Origin of the sequence: Emergencia sp. (assembly GCF_048465375.1) — a bacterium.
Lineage (GTDB): Bacteria > Bacillota > Clostridia > Peptostreptococcales > Anaerovoracaceae > Senimuribacter.
The window spans coordinates 288,058-307,585 of sequence record NZ_DBFWLQ010000002.1; the positions used below are offsets into that span (position 1 = coordinate 288,058).

Genomic DNA, 19,528 nt, shown 5'->3' on the forward strand with positions numbered 1-19,528 from the left:
AGGTGTTTAGAATGAGCCGTAGGTACAGCAGAAGACTTGCTGCAAGGCGATTCCTAAGCACTTTTTTTGTTATCAGCCAAATCTGGAGATTTGGACGTTTATCGCAAAAGCTGTAAAGGAGGCATATACAGTGAACCGAAAATCGGGAAAAGAAAGTTTAGCGCTTGTGTTAGTCCGCTTCAGTCTGCCACTCATACTCAGCGGCATGCTGCAGCAGCTATATAACTGGGCAGACGCCTTTATTGTAGGTAATGTAGAGGGAGAACTGGCTTTGGCGGCCATCGGTGCGACAGGAACTGTTACCAATTTTTATATCATGGCCATGACAGGATTCACCATGGGGTTATCCATTCTCTTTGCACACAAATATGGCAGCGGAGAAACAGACGTCATACATCGGATTTTATCTACCTTTCTGATGATTGTAGGATGCGCCTTCCTGCTTTTCACCGTTGTAGGCATGGTATTGACAGCTCCACTGCTCAGTGTGCTCCACACGCCGGCGGATATCACTGATTTGGCAAAAACTTATTTACAGATGATCTTCATCGGCATTCCGTTTTTGGCGGTTTACAATGTCTATTTTGCAGCGCTGCGTGCCATAGGAGACAGCAAAGCGCCATTCTGGGCGATTCTGTTTTCTTCGGTCACTAATGTACTACTGGATATTTTGTTTGTAGCGGTGTTCAGATGGGGTGTAGAGGGTGCGGCCGCGGCGACGGTTGTCTCTCAGATTTTGATGATGGTGTTCATCATCTGTTATACGGTAAAGAAGCACGAGATGCTGCGCTTTCAATTCAACAAGCAGATGGTAGACTTGACCACGATCAGAGAAGGGTTTCAGCTGGGAACACCGCCGATGATACAATCCAGTGTCGGCGCATTGGGCAGCCTGTTTCTGCAGAACTTCATGAACGGCTTTGGAACGCAGACGGTCGCAGCGATTACGACCGCATATCGCGTGGATACTATTATTCTGCTGCCGATCATCAATCTGGGATCAGCCATCGCAACAATGGTTGCACAGGCTAACGGCGCTAGAGACAAAGAACGAATCAGAAAATTTTTCAAAATTGGCACGGTGCTGATGATCGGTATTTCTCTGGTGCTGACTGTACTGGTGATTCCGACTGGCGGTCATCTGATATCCATGTTCGGCGTAGAAGCGGAAGCCGCCAGGATCGGGCGGGACTTTTTCCGGCGCATTGCCGCTTTCTACGTGATATACGGATTGTCTATGTCCGTCCGCGGCGTATTAGAAGGGGTAGGGGATGTGACCTTTTCCAGCATTGCAGGGATTCTGTCCTTGATTGCCAGAATCATCATGTCCTATACGCTGGTCGCCTACAGCGGCAATATGGTCATCGCATATGCTGAAGGGTTATCCTGGCTGCTGCTGCTTCTGCTGTATCTGGGACGCTATATGGTGAAACGCAAAGACCTGTAAAGGGCAGCCAGCAAAACAGCAGCTTCGATTTCTCAATGCTGCCGAAACGTGGTGCCGAAAAGGGCTTATAGTTCGTTGATCGTTTCTGTGATTGCCATATTGCGAATCCGTTTTGCGGGCGTATGGACTGCGGCAAGGGCGGCGACTAGAACAAATAGAAGAATGATTGCTAAGTCGCCAACGGGTACGCTCCAGACGGCATAATGGAAGTGACTCGTGATGAGGAAATAATAGAGCGCTCGGCTGATTGACAGCCCGACTGTGCAGCCGACGATGGAGCCGGATAATGCATAGGTAGCTGCTTCTGCAGCGATCATCTTCGTGATCTGCCGCGCATCCATCCCGACTGCCCGCATTGCCCCATATTGCTTGATTCTGGCAGATACGCTCATGGAGATGCTGTTGACAATGTTCAGCACTGTGACCAGGGTGATAATTGTCAAAAATCCATAAATACAGAACACAAAGGCCATATAAGTGCCGGAAGTGTTTTGCTCGCGTTGGTCGCTAAAGGTATATTTCTTGTCCGCCAACTGGCGGATTGCCTGGACGTTTTTTTCCGTTGCGTTTTTCGACAGTTGTATCATAACAAGTGAATAATCACTTTTCCCTGTCAACCGCTGAAAGGTTTTGCTGGAAGTAATGAGCGTGATTTTCCCCTGTGTGCTGCCGTCACTGTTGAAAGGGTCGTATTTTAATAAGCCTGCAATTTCAACTTCTTTATCGCCGACCTGTATGTTATCACCGATTGCTAAAGGACTGTCTTTATCCCAGGTTGCCAGCACATAATGACTGTCACCGTAAACCTTTGCGATATCGCTGCCTTTTTTCAGCATATCATCTTCCGTCAGACAATCTAAATCAAATTCGTCATAAGAAATGATGTCGATTTTGCTTGCCTGCAGATTCTCCTTGTTTATTTCTGCCTGTACATCAAAGGCGCTTTTACGACCAAAGACACGTTTTACCCCCTCCATACTGCTGAGTGTACCAAGGAGCTTGCCGTCTATTGAATTAGAACTGTCGCTGCCGGCAATTGTAATGTCAGATGTATTGGAATATTGAGGCATCAGGCAGTTGACAAAATCTATCAGAACCGTAAAGCCTAAAAAGAGAATGATGCTGAGAGCGAAGGAGCCAGTCATCAGCAGCAGATTTTTCTTGGCTGATACAGCGTGATGAATGCCGAGGGCAGTTTCAATTTTGAGAACATGGGTCTTGACTGCGTGATGTACGCCGCTTGTACTTTCTGAATTCCCTGAAACCGCAGTGACGGGGGAGACCCTTGCCGCTCGCTTTGCTGGAGATCTGGCGGCGATCAGTACGGTAACAATGCCTACCACAATTCCGCTGATGATACCGATGACGCTGACGCCGAAGAGGGGGATGTGAGAGAATTCTTCGCCTACGACGAAACGCAGAACAGCACACAAGACCCAGGTGGCCGCAATGCCGAGGACGAGGCCGATAGGGACTGCCGTTTTGCACCAATTGAGTGCTTCAAGTCTGACAAAGCGCACAATCTGCTGCTTACTCATACCGATACAGCGCATCATGCCAAAGAACTTTGTACGTTGGGCGACATTGCTATTGATACTGCTGGAGATCATCAGCACACCGGCAATCAGTATCAGCACAAATAACACTGCGGCAATCAGATAGATGGATTGTCCCATAGCGCTGTCTGTAAGATCTTGAAGGTTCAGATCAGCGTGCTTCGCCATCAATCTTCTTTCTTCCATCCGCACGCCCATGTCCGCCATACTGAAAACAGCCGTCACCAGGAATACAGCAAATATGATACAGAGAAGGGTCATGCGGTTTTGCCGCCTGTGCACCCTGGCAGAAATGGGGATTAAGCTGAGATAACTTTTCATTCGCGACACCTCCCTAAATCAGCCAACACACCGTCGGACACCTGCAATACCCGGTCTGCCGCCTGTGCGGTACTGCGGCTATGCGTGATCATGATGATGGTTTGCTCATATTCCCTGGCAGCTTCTTTCAGCAAGGATATGACTTCGCTGCTGTTCTGCGTGTCTAAGTTACCGGTTGGCTCGTCGGCGAGAATCAGTGCCGGCCGTGTGATTAAAGCGCGTCCGATGGCCACGCGCTGCTGCTGCCCGCCAGATAATTGACTAGGTAAGTGGTGGCGCCGTTCTTTCAGATTGAGCACGGTCAGTAATTCTTCCAGATACTTTTTATCTGCTTTCTGATAATCCAGCAAGAGGGGGAAAATGATGTTCTGCTCAACGGTCAGCTCTGGAATTAAATTGAAACTCTGAAAAATAAACCCGATATTCCTGCGGCGAAAGATAGTCAGCTTGCTGTCCCTCATGGCAAAAATATCTTTTCCTCCGATGAACACCTTGCCCGAAGTAGGCACGTCCAATGCGCCAATCATGTTGAGAAGGGTACTTTTGCCGGAGCCCGATTCACCGACAACTGCGACAAATTCTCCCTTCGGTACGGAAAAACTTGCATCCTTTAACGCGTGAACAGCGGTTTCACCCCGTCCATAGGTCTTTGATATTGATTTGACTTCCAATAAACTCATATAGTAAACACCTCTTTCGATTTTGATATTTGGAATTTTATCATATCAACCCTACAGGAATATGACTCCTATCCTACAATTTTGTAGGAATTAAAAAGTTAATGGTGAAAGTCGTTCCGATGCCTAGCTGGCTGTCCACTTCAATCGTACCGCTATGCGCTTCCACTACGGCTTTCGCCAGTGGCAGACCGAGTCCGATCCCTTGGGTATCTTTAGAAAAGCGGCTGCGATAAAACCTTTTGAAGATATGGTGTAAGTCTTCTGGATGTATGCCGCTTCCATTGTCTTTAATGACAATTTGAATGACAGAAGTAAAAGCGCGCCATTCAATGCTTACAAAATCACCTGTTTTCATGTGGTCAAGGGCGTTTTTTACAATATTGCTGATTGCTTCGATGATCCAGCTGTGATCGCATAAAATCGTAATGCTATCGCTGCCTGACAAGATGATTTCTTTGCCTTCTTCTTCGGCGCGGAAGAGGAAATGCTTTTTTACGGATGCCATCATTTCAGATAGATTTTCTAATGACTTTTCTAAACAGATGGTGCCTGCGTCCAGTTTTGTGATTTTGAGCAGATTCTGAACCAGCACATCGATTCTGTCAAGTTCCTGTTCGGAACGCTGAACAAACTCTTTGATTGTTGGAGACGCTTCTGCCTCTTCCTGCAGGATGCCATTGTAAATATTAAGGGCGGCAAGGGGCGTCTTTAACTGATGCGAAATATCAGATATGGTATTCTGCAAAAACTTTTTTGCACTCTTCTCGTTTTCTGCATGGGCGTTCAGGATAGAAACCAACGTATTTACTTCATGAAACAATCTGTATAACTGCCCCTCGTCATCACATTCGATGCGGACGTTTTTGCCGCTGGAAATATACTCAGTAATCTGCAAAACTGCATCTTCCATGATTTTATTCTGCTCCTTGAAATATCTATAGCAGATTGCCAATATCGTGATGCTCATGAACAAGGAACAGCTGAAAATGTAAAATGATCTATGATCAATTTGAAAGATTACCAAAAGGGAAGCAATCAGCGTAAATACCAATATGGAAAGTGAGATGGAGAGAAAAAGTGATTTGATTTTCTGATTTGCGAATATCTTCATTATATACCTCAATCCTTCGTATTCCACTTATAACCCATACGGCGTACGGTGATGATCCGCTTAGGGTCCCCGGGATGGTCTTCGATTTTTGTGCGCAGCCTGCGGATATATACTGTGAGGGAGTTGTGATCGATGTAACTTTCGTTACAATCCCACAGCTTGCTTAAAATCTGTTCGGCGGACAACACCATATCGGGGTTTTCCATGAATAGACATAACAACTTGTACTCGCTGGCGGTCAAGTCCAGCAGTTTCCCATTTTTATATACCTGCCGTTTCAGCAATTGTACCTTGATATCGCAGGAAGACAGCTCTGTTACCTGTGGATTGAAATTCTCGCTTCTGCGGAGCAGGGCGTTGATTCTTGACAGAAATACGGCCAATTTGAAAGGTTTCGTGATGTAATCGTCAGCGCCGATATCAAGCCCCATGATGATGTCGGTCTCTTCATCCGCAGCAGTGAGAAACAGGATGGGCACTTTTGAAGTCTGGCGTATTTTTTTACACAAGTCAAAGCCGCAGCCGTCGGGGAGGGAGACATCCAGAATGACCAGATCATAATTCCCGGAGGTCCACAGAGTCTCCGCCTCTCGCACTGTACGGGCGACTTTTATCTCGTATCCCTGTTTTTTGATGGCAAAGGAAAGTCCGTTGATCAAACTCAGATCATCTTCCACTAAAAAAAGTCTTTTCATTCGTTCTCCTCTTTCTTTCGTCGAAATCGTCTCAGAAACGAAAAACGGCATAGCCGAAGCCACGCCGTTTCTAATAACAATCTTATGAGATTTTTATACGATGCCCTGAGCCATCATAGCTTCTGCAACTTTTTCGAATCCAGCGATGTTAGCGCCAGCAATCAGGTTGTAGCCGATGCCGTATTTTTCACAAGCTTCAGCAGCAGCCTTATGGATGTTAACCATGATTGTCTCTAACTGTTCATAAACCTGAGCAGGTGAGAAGACTGTGTGACCAGCGTTCTGGCCCATCTCGATGCATGAGCATGCAACGCCGCCGGCATTTGCTGCCTTTGATGGTCCAACAATTACGCCGTTCTCCTGTAAGTATTCGATGGCTTCGTTGGTTGTAGGCATGTTAGCACCTTCGCAGAGATACTTACAACCGTTAGCGACCATTGTCTTAGCATCTTCGATGCGGATTTCGTTCTGTGTTGCGCATGGAATGTAGAGATCAGCTTTAACTTCCCAAGGTTTTTTGCCAGCATAGAATGTAGCGCCTGGGAATTTGTCTGCGTAAGGTGCGCAGATGTTCTTGCCGGAGCCTCTCAGTTCGAGCATGTAGTCAACTTTTTCACCAGTTACTCCATCTGGATCGTAGATGTATCCGTCTGGTCCGGAGATTGTAACGACCTTAGCGCCTAATTCGTTGAGCTTCTGAACAGTTCCCCATGATACATTACCGAATCCGGAAACTGCAACAGTCTTGCCTTTGACTTCTTCGCCACAGTGTTTCAGCATTTCTCTAGCAAAGAATACGATTCCGTATCCAGTTGCTTCTGTTCTTCCTGCTAATCCGCCATAGGACAAACCTTTACCAGTGAGAACGCCTTCGTATCTGTTGGTGATTTTCTTGTACTGTCCGAATAAGTAACCGATTTCTCTTGGGCCGACACCGATGTCTCCAGCTGGAACGTCAGTATGAGGTCCGATATGTCTGTAAAGTTCTGTCATAAAGGATTGGCAGAATCTCATGACTTCTGCGTCTGATTTGCCGTTAGGGTCAAAGTCAGCTCCGCCTTTGCCGCCGCCGATAGGAAGACCAGTCAAGCTGTTCTTGAAGATCTGTTCAAAACCTAAGAATTTAATGATTCCTGGGTATACGTTTGGTGCAAATCTCAGGCCGCCTTTGTAAGGTCCTAGTGCGCTGTTGAATTCATATCTGTAACCTCTGTTGACCTGTACTTTGCCGTTGTCATCAACCCAAGGCACTCTGAAGCTGATTCCTCTTTCAGGTTCGATCAGTCTCTCAACTAATCCTGCTTCTACATATTCAGGATGTGCTTCAAGAACTGGTTCGATGGAAGTAAGAACCTCTTCAATTGTCTGTAAAAATTCTGGTTCGCCAGGATTTTTCTTCTTAGCAATCTCAATGTATTGCTCAACTAATTTACCCATTTCGATCTCCTCTTTTCTTTAAAATTATTTACTAAAAGTTGTAAATATTGTCGCCGTTACTTTCAATATAACACTTTGGGAATTTGTAGTCAACCTTTTCCCAATGTTTTTCTTTTGAAACATCAATTTGGATATAATAGTTGAAATTCCAATGATTTCGCAATGTACATTGCTAAAGCGGGGTGCACACAAAATGGTTGCAAAGTTTGTCGTATGTGGGGTATAATTAAGTGTTAATACTTACGATTTGTCGTATAGAGTAAATAGAATGAGAGGAAGTGAAGACATGGATAATGGGCCCGACTCTAAACGAAGCAACAATTGTATAGGCTATGAAAGACAATCTCTGTCTTCACGCAAAAAATAGATTACATTGGTATATTTTTCGTGTAGATAGGGAAATACACGGAAAGTGAGGACGATACCAATGGATAATATCATGATGGATTCTGACATGCTGATGGAAGAATCCTTAGAAAAAATCTTGGAGTTACTGGAAAATAAAAAATATTTTCAGGCAAGAGATGAACTGCTGAAGTACAATGCAGTAGATATTGCAGAACTATTGGAAGAAGTTACAGAAGAAACGGATATCGATATGACCATCATCCTGTTCCGCCTTCTTCCCAAAGATGTTTCGGTAGAAGTTTTTTCAGAATTACCGACAGACGACCAGGTAGAAATCGTCAATGGAATCACCGATAAAGAGATTACCTTTATCGTGCAGGAAATGGACTTTGACGATAAGATCGACGTGTTAGAGGAACTGCCGGCCAACGTGGTCGACAAAATTCTCGAAAAAACGCCAAAAAACGAAAGAAAACTAATCAATACATTTTTAAATTATCCCGATACTTGTGCGGGAAGCCTGATGACGCCAGATTATATCAGCCTGCAGAAAGACTGGTCTGTGGGTGAAGCCCTGGAATATATCAAAAAAGTGGGCATGGATGCGGAGACAGTCTACACTTGTTATGTCAAAGACAGTGGCAGGAAGCTGATTGGAATTGTATCCCTGAGCACTCTGGTCATTTCAGACGACGAAATTAAAATCAAAGACATCATGCGCACGGACTATGTCTACGAAAATGTCTATGACGACCAGGAGGACGTCTCCGAGGATTTCAAGAAGTACGGTTTTCTGGCAATTCCCGTAGTAGACAAGGAACAAAGACTGGTGGGCATCATCACTGTCGATGATATTCTGGACGTCATGGAAGAAGAGGCGACAGAGGATATCGAGAGAATGAACGGCGTCATCGACTGGGAGAACTCCGATAAGGGCTACTTGGATATGTCGGTGTGGCAGCATGTGATCAACCGGCTGCCGTGGCTGGTCATTCTGATGATCGCCTACATCTTTACAGGAATGATCATTACAAGCTTCGAGGGAAGACTGTCACAGATCATCAGCCTGGTAGCTTATATGCCGATGCTCATGGGCACTGGCGGAAATACTGGCTCCCAGGCGGCGACTTTGATCATCCGTGGATTGGCTACAGACGAGGTGGATACTTCTGATGTATTCAAGATACTCTGGAAAGAAGTGAGAATCGGATTTTTGATCGGAGCGATTCTCAGCGTGCTGAATTTTGCCAGGGTTTATTTCCTGGATGGACAAAGTGCCATGATTGCGTTAACTGTCTGCTCGGCGATGCTGGCGATCGTCATCTTTGCAAAGATTATTGGCAGCATGATACCGCTCTTTGTCAAAAAGTTAAAGCTGGATCCGGCGCTGATTGCAAACCCGGCCATATCTTCTGTTTCTGATATGGTTGCGTTGTCCATATATTTTGCAATGGCCATGTTACTTTTGGGGTTATAAATGAGGTAGGACTGATGAGGAAATTTACAATTGGGATTTTGATCGCGCTGGTGTGCATGGGCACTTTTTCCGTGACCGCCTGCAAAGAGGAGCAGCCGCCTACGCAGACGGACAAGCAGGATGAGCTGGCGCCTTTTGTGGGAGATTGGGAATGTGAGGATAATCCTCTCAACGACCCTGACAATTACACGGGATATCTGAAGCTTTCGATTACCAAGGACGGTAAATTTACCATCTACGATGATGAAGCGGGCAATCCCTGCATCGAGGGAACCATAGAAATTCTCTCAGACAATGAATTAGAAGTCAGATGCATCGATAATGCGGATTTTGATCCGCCATCCACATGGTACGATATGAAGACGAAGCAGTTGCTCTCCTACAAATTTAAATACGAAGAGAAGCTTTATCTTACATACGAGTCTGATTCAGAAGAAGAGAAAATCGAATCTACGTTGATATTTGACAAGGTAAAAAAATAAATGGAAATAAGAGGTTTAATTGATCGAGAATATGTCCATACTGTTATTAGAAAGCGCCCCAAAGATGTACATAAAGGGGACTGTGGAAAAGTTTTGATTCTTGCAGGATCGAAGGAAATGGCAGGCGCCGCCGTTTTCGCCAGCAGGGCTGCAATCAAGTGTGGCAGCGGCCTCGTAAAGACCTGCACCAACCGAAAGATTTTCCCGGTTCTCCAAACTTCCGTACCGGAAGCCATATGTATGGAGTGGGGTAATACGAAGGATGACCTAATGCAGTATGATTGCATAGCAGTAGGCCCGGGAATGGGAGTTGATAGACGATCAAAGAACATCTTAAGGATGATTCTAAAACATTTTGATAAGACTGTCGTGATCGATGCCGATGGATTGAATACGGTTGCAATACATGCAGAGCTGCAGCAGCTGGTTCGCGAGACCAAGGCGTCAGTTATCATGACACCTCATATAGGTGAGGCCAAAAGGCTTCTCGGAAATGCAGATATCGCAGATCTTACGAGAATAGAAATTGCCTCTTTTTTACGGAAAAAATACGGCTGCATTATAATTGTAAAAGGTACTGGTACCTTGGTAGCCGTTTCCGACGAAGACGCATATATTAATACTACAGGTAACCCGGGGATGGCGACTGCCGGATCGGGTGATGTGCTTACGGGCATCATCACTTCTTTGGCGGGTCAGGGGCTTGCACCTTTTGATGCGGCGAAAGCCGGGGTATTTGTACACGGACTGTCAGGTGACCTGGCAGCAGATAAACTTGGAGAATACGGCCTAGTGGCCAGCGATATAGCAGATTATGTGCCTTTTGCCTTAAAAGAGTTGACAGAGTAAAAGACAAGGAGTGTTGGACTTGATAGTAAAAAAGGGAGACCTTTACTTTGCAGATCTAAGTCCGGTTGTCGGCTCCGAACAAGGGGGAGTCAGACCAGTACTAGTAGTTCAAAACGACGTAGGAAACAAATACAGCCCAACCATTATTGTGGCTGCAGTTACATCACAGATAAATAAGGCGAAATTGCCTACCCATGTGGAGCTTGGAGCAACCGATGGCGGACTTAGTAAGAATTCGGTAGTATTGATGGAACAACTTCGTACTATCGACAAGCGAAGACTAAAGGAGCACATCGGTACACTCAGCGACAGTCAGCTGCCGACAGTAGATCAGGCATTGAGTGTCAGTCTGGGTATTACTGATAATCATAAAAACCACTAAATTAGATTTTCATGGGGAGAATCCGCAGGCAGGGTTCTCCCCGTAAATAATATATATTTATATGGAGGAAAGAAATGGATCATAAACATTATGAGGAATTGGCCGCGAAGGTCAGGATTGACGTTATTCGCGCAATACATAGTGCCGGATCAGGACATCCCGGCGGATCACTTTCTGCAGCGGACATCGTAACGGCCCTGTATTTTAAAGAGATGAACATCGACCCTGCTGACCCGGCAAAGGCGGACAGGGATAAATTCATTTTATCAAAGGGACATGCCGGACCTGTCCAGTATGCAGCTTTGGCAGAAAGAGGATATTATGCAGTCAGCGATATGATGTCGCTGCGTAAACTGGGAAGTAAATTCCAGGGACATCCCAATATGCATAAGGTGCCTGGCATCGAGATGTCCACAGGTTCTCTGGGGCAGGGAATTTCCGTCAGTGTCGGCATGGCACTGGCCAATAAAATGGACGAGAATCCGGGCAGAGTTTACACACTTTTGGGCGACGGAGAGCTGCAGGAAGGCATCGTGTGGGAAGCTGCCATGGCGGCTGCTCATTATGGCCTCGACAATCTGGTCGCTATCGTAGACTGGAATGGTCTGCAGATTGACGGCAAAAACGACGATGTGATGACTGTGAAGCCGGTGGATGAAAAATTTGCCGCCTTTGGCTGGAATGTTCTGGTCATCGACGGACACAATTTCGATGAAATCTTTGACGCTTTTGATAAAGCACGTACATATAAGGAAAAACCGACTGCCATTATCGCCAAGACACACAAGGGCAGAGGCGTCTCTTTCATGGAAGATAATCCTGGCTGGCACGGCAAAGCACCGAGTGATGAGGAAGCCAAGCAGGCAGTAGAGGAATTAGGAGGTGAATGGTAATGGCTGAGAAAATGGCAACAAGAGCGGCATACGGAAAAACTCTCGTAGAAGTTGGGGCTGAGAACCCAAATCTGGTAGTCATGGATGCCGACCTTTCAAAATCCACCATGACCAACGAATTCAGCAAAACCTATCCGGACAGATTCTATAACATGGGTATCGCTGAGCAAAACATGTATGGCGTAGCCTGCGGACTGGCATTATCAGGCAAAACCGTCTGTGCATCCACTTTTGCGATGTTTGCCAGCGGCAGAGCCTTTGAAATCATCAGAAATTCCATCGGTTATACTGGCGCCAATGTAAAGGTCTGTGCAACCCATGCCGGTATCACGGTCGGTGAAGACGGTGCCAGCCATCAGACTTTTGAAGATCTGGCTCTGATGCGCACCATTCCAGGCATGACCGTAGTAAATCCATCTGACGGCGCTAGTGCCCGACTGCTGCTGAAACAGGTCATCGACTTCGACGGTCCGGCTTACGTAAGGCTCGGCCGTGCAGCAGTCCCTACATTTTACGATGAGACTGCCGATATCAAGCTGGGCAAAGGCAATGAGCTGCGCGCAGGAACAGATGTTACAGTAATTGCAACCGGCATTATGGTTGCGGAAGCCATGATGGCTGCATCGCAGCTGGCAGAAGAGGGCATTGACGTGCGGGTCATCGACATGCACACCATCAAGCCTCTTGATGAGGAAATCATCATCAAAGCAGCCCGTGAAACAGGCAAAATCGTAACAGCAGAAGAGCATTCCGTCATTGGAGGTCTTGGAAGCGCTGTAGCTGAGGTCATCGTCAAGAACTGTCCTGTCAAAATGGAGATGGTTGGGCAGCAGGATACTTATGGGGAATCGGGAAAACCTGACGAACTGAAAGAAAAGTATGGAATGACCGCTGCCGATATTGTCAAGGCAGTGAGAGAACTCTATTAGTGCGATACATACAGCATGCTGATTGTCAGCCCTATGACATCGCATCATAGTTCGCTGACATGGCATTCTGACATAGTTTGCTGATGAAAAGACCGGCTGTTTCTGCAGCCGGTCTTTTCTCTTATTGAATATTGGGGGATTTTATGGAGGGTCTGCACCCTCGGTAGAATAAGGTATTTGATAATCTGGACGATGCTATGCGTATGAATTACACCGCCAGTCTTATCCGTTAATATAGTCAAACAACCGCCGGAGCTGCGCCTTGATCTGATGCTTTTTTGCACTTTTCTTTGGCGTTTCGCTTTTGCGCTGCTGCGGTAATAGGATTTGATCAGTCTGGCTAGATGTTGGTATTCTGCATCTAGCTCAAGAAGTCCCGCCTACTTGCAGTGGACATATACTTTGATGAGGTAACAATTACAAATCAGGATAAGGTGATACTATGACTGCATCTCTGTATTGGAAGTGGTTCATTTATAAGTGAACCTTGACGGGACTTTTCCTCTGAACGGTATCTTACGTATGACGTTCTGCCCAATGAGCCATTGGCGATTTGGAAGGCAACGCTTCGCTCCTCCGGGAACTGTGTTCCCCGTGCTGTCCGTTTCCCCAGACAAGCAAGTTTGGGACAAAACGGCAGAATCTATGCTGGCGTTCCCCCGCCTTTGGTTGGTTTGGAACGCGTCATATGGGATGTAAGCCTGTTTAGTTGAAGGTTCTGACCTCCGGTAAAATCAAGTGCTTGGTCATTTGGTTGATATATTGTGAATTAATTGCACCGCCCGATTTGTCTGCTGTTACAATCAGATTATCTCCCAGCGTGATGCCGTTATGGTGATACAGTTTGATTTTACTGCAGAAGTTCTCATAATAGTTCTCTTTCTCCAGCAATCCTACATGTTCCCAGTAAATTTTTCTTCCTGCAGCCGTTGTAATGACGAAATCGGGATAAGCTGTCACATTTTGTCCTTCAACAGTCGTCAATCTTAGCGCCTCCTCATACTGAAACGGCACCTGGTAAGATGTAAGTAGATTAAATATGATGACTTCCCCTTTTGAACGAACCTGCTGACCGGTTACCGTAATATTTGACGCCTTGGGGAACTCTTTTGGGCTGCTATTTCTTTTGTTTTCGATTAGCGAGCATAGTTCTTCATAGATTGGATCTGAAAAGCAGCGTTCAGGCAAATCTTTGTATGCATTGGGAAGTTTTTTCTGTATGTATTCGGGGGAATAGTCCTGGTATTTTTTTTCCGTTCGTTTTAAAGTATTTAAATTATGCTTTAGTCTTTTTACGCTTTCTCGATAGAATCGGTCATTTTTATACTTCTGCACCTGTGGACTATCTACTTTACCTAAATAAACTTGTTTACGTTCTGCTATACCTCTTCTTTTTACAGAGGTGAGCAGATAATACTGAAGTTGGTTGTATCGAAGCTTGTATGTAAGGGTTCCGTCTAAGCTGGGTTCAATGTTTTTGCTGTATGCATCGATTAGCATTTCCGTAATTTTTATCTGATCTTTAATAAGTTCCATAAAACTGTCCATAGCAGATTCTCCTTTATTTGTTATTTCTCTGTCTGACAGGTTTTCTTGTTAGGATCAAGATACGACAAAGTGCCGCAGAAAGCAAGTATGATGTCAGTTTTTGGACTTTTTTTGTCAGTTTTTGATATATTTTTGTATTTTTACAGCATTGGAATTGCGAGGAGCTGAAGAATATCAACGCAGTCGTGCAGCTGTAAAATTGTTATGGAGGGGTGGGCTGGAGACGCGGCGTAGTTTGCAAAGAGTCCGAAGGGGAGATGCTGGAGATGCTGTCCCAGGCAACGGCACGATTAAGAGTAGCTCACTAAGAGTTTGCAGGGGAGACGACATGGCCTAACAAAATTACACCAACGCTACCATTGAGTAGTTGGCGAGGAGTCCGCAACCGAGACATTCCGAAAAAAAGTCCGGGACATTTTGAAAGAAGGAGTGCAGATGCGGACTACAGAGGGTCGTGCAGGGGCAGAAAGAGTCCGCAACTGAGACGTTCCGAAAAAAAGTCCGGGACATTCTGAAAGAAGGAGTGCAGATGCGGACTACAGAGGGTCGTACAGGGGAAGAAAGAGTCCGCAATGGAGATGTCCCGAAAAAAAGTCTGGGACAATTTGAAAGAAGCAGTGCAAATGCGGACTGTAGAGAGTCCTGCAGGGGAAGAAAGAGTCCGCAATGGAGATGTTCCGAAAAAAAGTCCAGGACATTTTGAAAGAAGGAGTGCAGATGCGGACTACAGAGGGTCGTACAGAGGCAGAAAGAGTCCGCAACCGAAACATCCCGAAAAAAAGTCCAGGACATTTTGAAAGAAGGAGTGCAGATGCGGACTACAGAGGGTCGTACAGGGACAGAAAGAGTCCGCAATGGAGATGTCGCGAAAAAAAGTCCGGGACATTTTGAAAGAAGCAGTGTAGATGCGGACTGCAAAGGTGCGCACAGATGCCAAGGCGTTATACGGCGGAGTACAAAGGTGCGCTCAGATGCCAAGGCGTTATACGGCAGCTACAAAGGTACGCACAGATGCCAAGGCGTTATACGGCAACTACAAAGGTGCGCACAGATCACAAGGAGTCATACGGTGATCTCAATAGTCCATAGCAGAAGAATTCAATCATAATAACAGACTGCAACAGATATCTGGCATAATTTCGAATCTTGTCTCATAAGTTTTATTAGACTTTGGGAAAGGGAGCATTGGGTTATGAAGAAAGAAATTATTGCAATTGCAGTAGCTGCGGTGGTTTTAGTGGGACTGATTGTGGCATTTGGTGTAAGCTCAAAAGAGACGAATATAAAATTTGAAAAAGTCGCAGAAAAAGTGATGCCAAGGGAAATTGAAGCTGATATTCTGCCTGAATACAGAGATTTAGAGAGAGCTTTGGCATGTAAAGTAGGGAAAAATATTTACGTCATCGTAACGAGAGGCGAAAAGCCGACTGCTGGTTATGAAGTCGAAGTTGAGAAAGTTGCCTTAGAAAGCAAAGACGACAAGAGTAATTTGATCGTATATGCGAACTTTGCAGATCCAGCCGATTCAGAGAATATGGCGCAGGTGGCCTGCTACCCTTGTGCAGTAGTGAAGGTAGATATGAAGGGATTGCCTGATACCATTGAACTGAGAACGAAATTTGTGGATTAAAAGTAGAAAAGTACAAGAGGCTTGTATCAGCTGCCACCCTTTTTGCGTGATTAGAACTTCGGCATTTCTTAATCGCACAAAAAATGCAACAAAACTTGCATATCCAGAAAATGTATGGTAATATATACCATATCAGAGCGGCAAGGAAATTTCTGCCGTAATTTATGGGAGGTGGCAAGTGAACAGGCTATTTATTCGAGAAAGTCAAGGCAGATTGACTACAGAGATGGGGAACCCCATAGACAAAGTTAATATTGCAGTAACCGGCCTGGGTCAGAACGTTGGAACTACATTTGTTGCATCGTCTCTGGCCTTTTACTTTGCAGAGAAAGGGAATAAGCTGACTTTTACCCAATGCTTGACGCCCAGTCGCTGTAATACATTGCTGTACGATGCGGCTGCCATGGATAAGCGCTTTCATAATAGAGTCTTTAACGATTTTTACGAATTGATTAAAGAAGGAAAGCCGATCAAGGACAAGAAAAACATGGAATGCGGTATCAACTGGCGGATTCCAATGCCCAGGGATTGCGAGAGAAAACTGGATTTGAACCAGGAGGAGAGAGCCAGACTGATTCAAGGATGTCGAGGCCAGATTTGCATTTATGATTTTGAAGCTGACGAAGACTGGGATAAATTCCTACTTGATATGGATTTGACTGTGGTCGTCGTAGACCCTTTGCCGTCAAAATTGATTCGGCACAGCGACAGGTTTAAGAGACTGAAGCAGATGGAATTGGCAGGTACCCAGATGAAATGGCTGATCAACCGCGTAAATGGAGGCGTCAATCAGCGGCAGGTAAAAGGCTATCTCAAATCTAATGACCTGATTTTCGTAGAAACGTTCCCCATTGAAGCGATTTATGCAGACGAATTATTCTGCAAATTCCATTGGCAGAATAAAGAAATAAAATGTAAATTAATGGATGTTTTCACAAAAGTTTCACACGAAATGGACGTATTATAGCCCATTTTCTATTTAAAAAAGGGTCAAATTATAGTATACTTTAGATATATGTGTTGAACAAACTAGAAAAAAGGGGAAAAACATGATAACATTCGACAACGTGACTAAAATATACAATACTAATGTTGGTCTTGAGAATGCAAGTGTTAACATTGATAAAGGTGATTTTGTTTTTCTCGTGGGCCCCAGCGGCGCAGGGAAATCAACGTTCATCAAACTGATCTTAAAAGAAATCAATGCCGATTCAGGCAGTATCATAGTAGATGGAGAAGAAGTGACAGCCATGAGCAATCGGGAAATTCCCGATCTCAGAAGGAAGATCGGCATTGTATTCCAGGACTTCCGGCTGCTGCCGAAAAAGACCGTTTACGAAAATGTAGCTTTTGCGATGGAAATCTTACATAAAACAAAGCGGCAGATTAGAAAAAAAGTTCCCCAGGTTCTCAGCCTGGTGGGTATCAGTGATAAGGCAGATAAATATCCCGATGAACTTTCCGCTGGCGAACAGCAGAGAGTCGCCATCGCGAGGGCGATTATCAACAACCCTACGGTCCTCATCGCAGATGAACCTACGGGAAATCTGGATCCTGATACGGCAAATGACATTATGGACCTTTTGAACCAAATTAATATGACGGGCACAACGATTGTGATGGTAACCCATGCGAAAGACATCGTAGACAGGATGCAGAAGCGTGTCGTTGCAATTGAGTCCGGACATATTGTCAGAGACGAATTCGGACAGTACGGCTATGAAGAGGAGAATGACATCAGGGAGGAGGTCTTTGACGATGAGTAGAGTTGGCTATAACATCAAACAAGCCCTGCTGCAGATTGGCAGAAACAAAGGTATGAGCTTGGCTTCCGTCTTTGCAATCACGGCCATGATGCTGATTTTAGGGTTGTTCTTTGTAATAACAGTTAATGTAAATCTCTTCACAGAGATGGTGAAATCTGACTACGACCAAGTAGAGATTTTCCTAAAAGATGCGACTACGACAGACGAGGCCCAGTCGATGATGGACCAGATAGAGACCTACGACGATGTCAAATCTGTTGAATATAGAACAAAAGAAGACGCACTGAAGATTATGAAGAAGAGATGGGGAGAAAGCAGTTATCTGCTGGATTCACTAGGGGATAACCCCCTTCCCAATTCCATTTTGATCACAGTGGACTCATTGGACAGCGCCGGCAAGGTCACCGAATATGCCGGCAGTTTGGACGGTGTAGAAGACGTCAAGTATTATAAAGAGACCGTGGAGAAGCTGACCAAGGTGACGAATTTCCTACAGATTGCGGCATTGGTAATCATGGCATTTTTGATCGTGGTATCGGTGGTCGTCGTATCTAATACCATCAAATTGACGGTCTTTGCCAGATCGCGAGAGATCTCCATCATGAAATATGTGGGGGCGACGAACTGGTTCATACGGGGTCCGTTCCTGGTGGAAGGAATCCTCATCGGCATCTTTGCTTCGCTAGTTTCAGCAGGAATTACCTACCTTCTGTACAGCAAAATTGTATCAATCATCGGCACACAGGCTATGATGATTTTATCCTCGCCTCTTGTGCCTGCAGGATATCTGGCAGGAAACCTGATCTGCATCTTCCTGGCAATGGGAATCAGCATCGGTGCCTGCGGAAGTATCATTTCGATGAGAAAGTTCTTAGATACGTAAATCACACTGAGAATCGTGATACGACGAACGTCATTAGGAGGAAAATTATGAAGAAAAAAACGTTAATTAGTATTCTGATCTTTGTACTGATAGCAGCAATGGGAACTTTCAGTTTATCCTATGCGACTTCCGCTGCGGACAAACAGGATGAACTGGATTCTATCAACCAGCAAAAGGACGATGTATCCAGCGATATGAATGCGCTCACGTCCAGCATCAAAGAGCAGCAGGCCGAGATTGACAAGCTGCAGGGCACTATGGACAAGAAACAGGCTGAAATTGATGAAGCCGAAAGAGATATCGAAGAAACTAAAAGGAATATCGAAGAGAGACAGGACGGCCTCGATAACAGATTGCGGACCATGTACAAGAATGGTTCAGTCGGGTTTCTCGATGTGTTATTAGGCTCCAACAGCATTTCGGAGTTCATCTCAAATCTGGAGATGATTCAGAGAATCTACAAGAACGACCAGAACACTTTGACGACGCTGGAAGAACAGCATCAGGAACTGGAAGAGAAACAGACTGCTTTGAAAAACGAGAAATCCGAGCTCAGCCAACAGAAGGCTGTAGCGGAAGAAAAACAGTCGGCGTTACAATCTGACAAAAAAGCGCTGCAGGCGAAGCTGGATGAACTCAATGCAGAGGCTGACAAAGTCAGCAGCGAAATCGCAAGTCTGCAGGATCACGACAAGGTCTACACAGGCGGCAAGTTTATCTGGCCGACGACATCCAGCACGATCACTTCGCCGTTCGGCTATAGAATCCACCCTGTTACAGGTGTCTATACAGGCCATACAGGTGTGGATATCGGCGTGGGCATGGGATCTCCTGTCTATGCAGCCGCATCGGGCAGGGTCATCGTCGCAGATTGGTATGGCGGTTATGGCAATGCGGTGGTCATCGACCACGGCAGCGGCATCAGTACCCTGTACGGTCACAACAGCAGTGTCAGCGTCAGCGTAGGACAGAATGTAAAGCAGGGTCAGGTAATCGCCAGCTCTGGCTCTACAGGTATCTCTACAGGACCGCATCTGCATTTTGAAGTGAGAGTCAACGGCTCTTATGTCGATCCGATGCAATATTTTAATTAA

General features: G+C 45.5%; 18 protein-coding genes. 12 read left to right on the top strand and 6 right to left on the bottom strand.

Going from position 1 to position 19,528, the window contains the following annotated elements; genetic code table 11:
* The first annotated feature begins 130 nt into the window (after positions 1-130).
* The gene (locus ACMQ5W_RS01830; protein ID WP_419022900.1) at positions 131-1,447 is read left to right on the top strand and encodes an MATE family efflux transporter; all 1,317 of its coding nucleotides are present in this window, start codon (positions 131-133) and stop codon (positions 1,445-1,447) included.
* A gap of 65 nt (positions 1,448-1,512) precedes the next feature.
* On the opposite strand, the gene ACMQ5W_RS01835 is transcribed toward ACMQ5W_RS01830, so the two are convergent.
* From ACMQ5W_RS01835 to gdhA, 5 genes are all read right to left on the bottom strand, one after another.
* Positions 1,513-3,324, bottom strand: coding sequence for an ABC transporter permease (locus tag ACMQ5W_RS01835; protein WP_419022902.1), 1,812 nt, complete (start codon positions 3,322-3,324; stop codon positions 1,513-1,515).
* On the bottom strand, positions 3,321-4,004 hold the full coding sequence (locus tag ACMQ5W_RS01840) for an ABC transporter ATP-binding protein (RefSeq protein WP_419022903.1): 684 nt from the start codon (positions 4,002-4,004) through the stop codon (positions 3,321-3,323). Before ACMQ5W_RS01840 ends, ACMQ5W_RS01835 begins: the two co-directional genes overlap by 4 nt.
* Positions 4,005-4,077: 73 nt before the next feature.
* Positions 4,078-5,115, bottom strand: a complete 1,038-nt coding sequence (locus ACMQ5W_RS01845; RefSeq protein ID WP_419022905.1) for a sensor histidine kinase — start codon at positions 5,113-5,115, stop codon at positions 4,078-4,080.
* An 8-nt stretch (positions 5,116-5,123) separates the two neighbouring features.
* The gene (locus ACMQ5W_RS01850; RefSeq protein ID WP_419022907.1) at positions 5,124-5,810 is read right to left on the bottom strand and encodes a response regulator transcription factor; all 687 of its coding nucleotides are present in this window, start codon (positions 5,808-5,810) and stop codon (positions 5,124-5,126) included.
* Between the two features lie 93 nt (positions 5,811-5,903).
* Complete coding sequence (gene gdhA / locus ACMQ5W_RS01855) at positions 5,904-7,247, bottom strand: NADP-specific glutamate dehydrogenase (RefSeq protein WP_419022909.1); 1,344 nt, start codon at positions 7,245-7,247, stop codon at positions 5,904-5,906.
* 427 nt (positions 7,248-7,674) lie between these two features.
* On the opposite strand from gdhA, the gene mgtE reads away from it, so the two are divergent.
* The 6 genes from mgtE (at position 7,675) to ACMQ5W_RS01885 (ending at position 12,607) form a co-directional block, all read left to right on the top strand.
* Positions 7,675-9,072, top strand: coding sequence for a magnesium transporter (gene mgtE / locus ACMQ5W_RS01860; protein WP_419022911.1), 1,398 nt, complete (start codon positions 7,675-7,677; stop codon positions 9,070-9,072).
* A gap of 14 nt (positions 9,073-9,086) precedes the next feature.
* Positions 9,087-9,554 carry a hypothetical protein gene (locus ACMQ5W_RS01865; protein WP_419022913.1) on the top strand — a complete coding sequence of 156 codons (468 nt, stop codon included), beginning with the start codon at positions 9,087-9,089 and terminating at the stop codon, positions 9,552-9,554.
* The gene (locus ACMQ5W_RS01870; RefSeq protein ID WP_419022915.1) at positions 9,555-10,403 is read left to right on the top strand and encodes an NAD(P)H-hydrate dehydratase; all 849 of its coding nucleotides are present in this window, start codon (positions 9,555-9,557) and stop codon (positions 10,401-10,403) included.
* 19 nt (positions 10,404-10,422) lie between these two features.
* The gene (locus ACMQ5W_RS01875) at positions 10,423-10,785 is read left to right on the top strand and encodes a type II toxin-antitoxin system PemK/MazF family toxin (protein ID WP_148494278.1); all 363 of its coding nucleotides are present in this window, start codon (positions 10,423-10,425) and stop codon (positions 10,783-10,785) included.
* Between the two features lie 74 nt (positions 10,786-10,859).
* Positions 10,860-11,678: a transketolase gene (locus ACMQ5W_RS01880; RefSeq protein WP_419022917.1), complete on the top strand. Its 819-nt coding sequence runs from the start codon at positions 10,860-10,862 to the stop codon at positions 11,676-11,678.
* Positions 11,678-12,607, top strand: a complete 930-nt coding sequence (locus tag ACMQ5W_RS01885) for a transketolase family protein (RefSeq protein ID WP_419022919.1) — start codon at positions 11,678-11,680, stop codon at positions 12,605-12,607. The genes ACMQ5W_RS01880 and ACMQ5W_RS01885 overlap by 1 nt, the downstream gene beginning before the upstream one ends.
* 705 nt (positions 12,608-13,312) lie before the next feature.
* Here the strand turns inward: ACMQ5W_RS01885 and ACMQ5W_RS01890 are convergent.
* On the bottom strand, positions 13,313-14,155 hold the full coding sequence (locus ACMQ5W_RS01890) for a hypothetical protein (RefSeq protein WP_419022921.1): 843 nt from the start codon (positions 14,153-14,155) through the stop codon (positions 13,313-13,315).
* Between the two features lie 1,192 nt (positions 14,156-15,347).
* On the opposite strand from ACMQ5W_RS01890, the gene ACMQ5W_RS01895 reads away from it, so the two are divergent.
* The 5 genes from ACMQ5W_RS01895 (at position 15,348) to ACMQ5W_RS01915 (ending at position 19,528) form a co-directional block, all read left to right on the top strand.
* On the top strand, positions 15,348-15,785 hold the full coding sequence (locus tag ACMQ5W_RS01895) for a protease complex subunit PrcB family protein (protein WP_148494107.1): 438 nt from the start codon (positions 15,348-15,350) through the stop codon (positions 15,783-15,785).
* A 178-nt stretch (positions 15,786-15,963) separates the two neighbouring features.
* Positions 15,964-16,752 (top strand): hypothetical protein, encoded by a 789-nt coding sequence (locus ACMQ5W_RS01900; RefSeq protein ID WP_419022924.1) that lies wholly within the window; start codon positions 15,964-15,966, stop codon positions 16,750-16,752.
* A gap of 82 nt (positions 16,753-16,834) precedes the next feature.
* Entirely contained in the window at positions 16,835-17,551 is a 717-nt protein-coding gene (gene ftsE / locus ACMQ5W_RS01905) for a cell division ATP-binding protein FtsE (protein ID WP_419022926.1), read from the top strand.
* A complete protein-coding gene (ftsX, locus tag ACMQ5W_RS01910) occupies positions 17,544-18,434 on the top strand; it encodes a permease-like cell division protein FtsX (protein WP_148494112.1) in 891 nt (296 codons plus the stop codon). Before ftsE ends, ftsX begins: the two co-directional genes overlap by 8 nt.
* Before the next feature lie 47 nt (positions 18,435-18,481).
* Positions 18,482-19,528, top strand: coding sequence for a murein hydrolase activator EnvC family protein (locus ACMQ5W_RS01915; RefSeq protein WP_419022928.1), 1,047 nt, complete (start codon positions 18,482-18,484; stop codon positions 19,526-19,528).

Bases quoted from the DNA above. Each gene is read 5' to 3' on its own strand.
- ACMQ5W_RS01915 (WP_419022928.1), top strand. From the start codon at position 18,482: ATGAAGAAAAAAACGTTAATTAGTATTCTGATCTTTGTACTGATAGCA.
- ACMQ5W_RS01840 (WP_419022903.1), bottom strand. From the start codon at position 4,004: ATGAGTTTATTGGAAGTCAAATCAATATCAAAGACCTATGGACGGGGT.
- ftsX (WP_148494112.1), top strand. From the start codon at position 17,544: ATGAGTAGAGTTGGCTATAACATCAAACAAGCCCTGCTGCAGATTGGC.
- ACMQ5W_RS01885 (WP_419022919.1), top strand. From the start codon at position 11,678: ATGGCTGAGAAAATGGCAACAAGAGCGGCATACGGAAAAACTCTCGTA.
- ACMQ5W_RS01870 (WP_419022915.1), top strand. From the start codon at position 9,555: ATGGAAATAAGAGGTTTAATTGATCGAGAATATGTCCATACTGTTATT.
- ftsE (WP_419022926.1), top strand. From the start codon at position 16,835: ATGATAACATTCGACAACGTGACTAAAATATACAATACTAATGTTGGT.
- ACMQ5W_RS01895 (WP_148494107.1), top strand. From the start codon at position 15,348: ATGAAGAAAGAAATTATTGCAATTGCAGTAGCTGCGGTGGTTTTAGTG.
- ACMQ5W_RS01880 (WP_419022917.1), top strand. From the start codon at position 10,860: ATGGATCATAAACATTATGAGGAATTGGCCGCGAAGGTCAGGATTGAC.
- ACMQ5W_RS01850 (WP_419022907.1), bottom strand. From the start codon at position 5,810: ATGAAAAGACTTTTTTTAGTGGAAGATGATCTGAGTTTGATCAACGGA.
- ACMQ5W_RS01865 (WP_419022913.1), top strand. From the start codon at position 9,087: ATGAGGAAATTTACAATTGGGATTTTGATCGCGCTGGTGTGCATGGGC.
- ACMQ5W_RS01835 (WP_419022902.1), bottom strand. From the start codon at position 3,324: ATGAAAAGTTATCTCAGCTTAATCCCCATTTCTGCCAGGGTGCACAGG.
- gdhA (WP_419022909.1), bottom strand. From the start codon at position 7,247: ATGGGTAAATTAGTTGAGCAATACATTGAGATTGCTAAGAAGAAAAAT.
- mgtE (WP_419022911.1), top strand. From the start codon at position 7,675: ATGGATAATATCATGATGGATTCTGACATGCTGATGGAAGAATCCTTA.
- ACMQ5W_RS01890 (WP_419022921.1), bottom strand. From the start codon at position 14,155: ATGGACAGTTTTATGGAACTTATTAAAGATCAGATAAAAATTACGGAA.
- ACMQ5W_RS01845 (WP_419022905.1), bottom strand. From the start codon at position 5,115: ATGAAGATATTCGCAAATCAGAAAATCAAATCACTTTTTCTCTCCATC.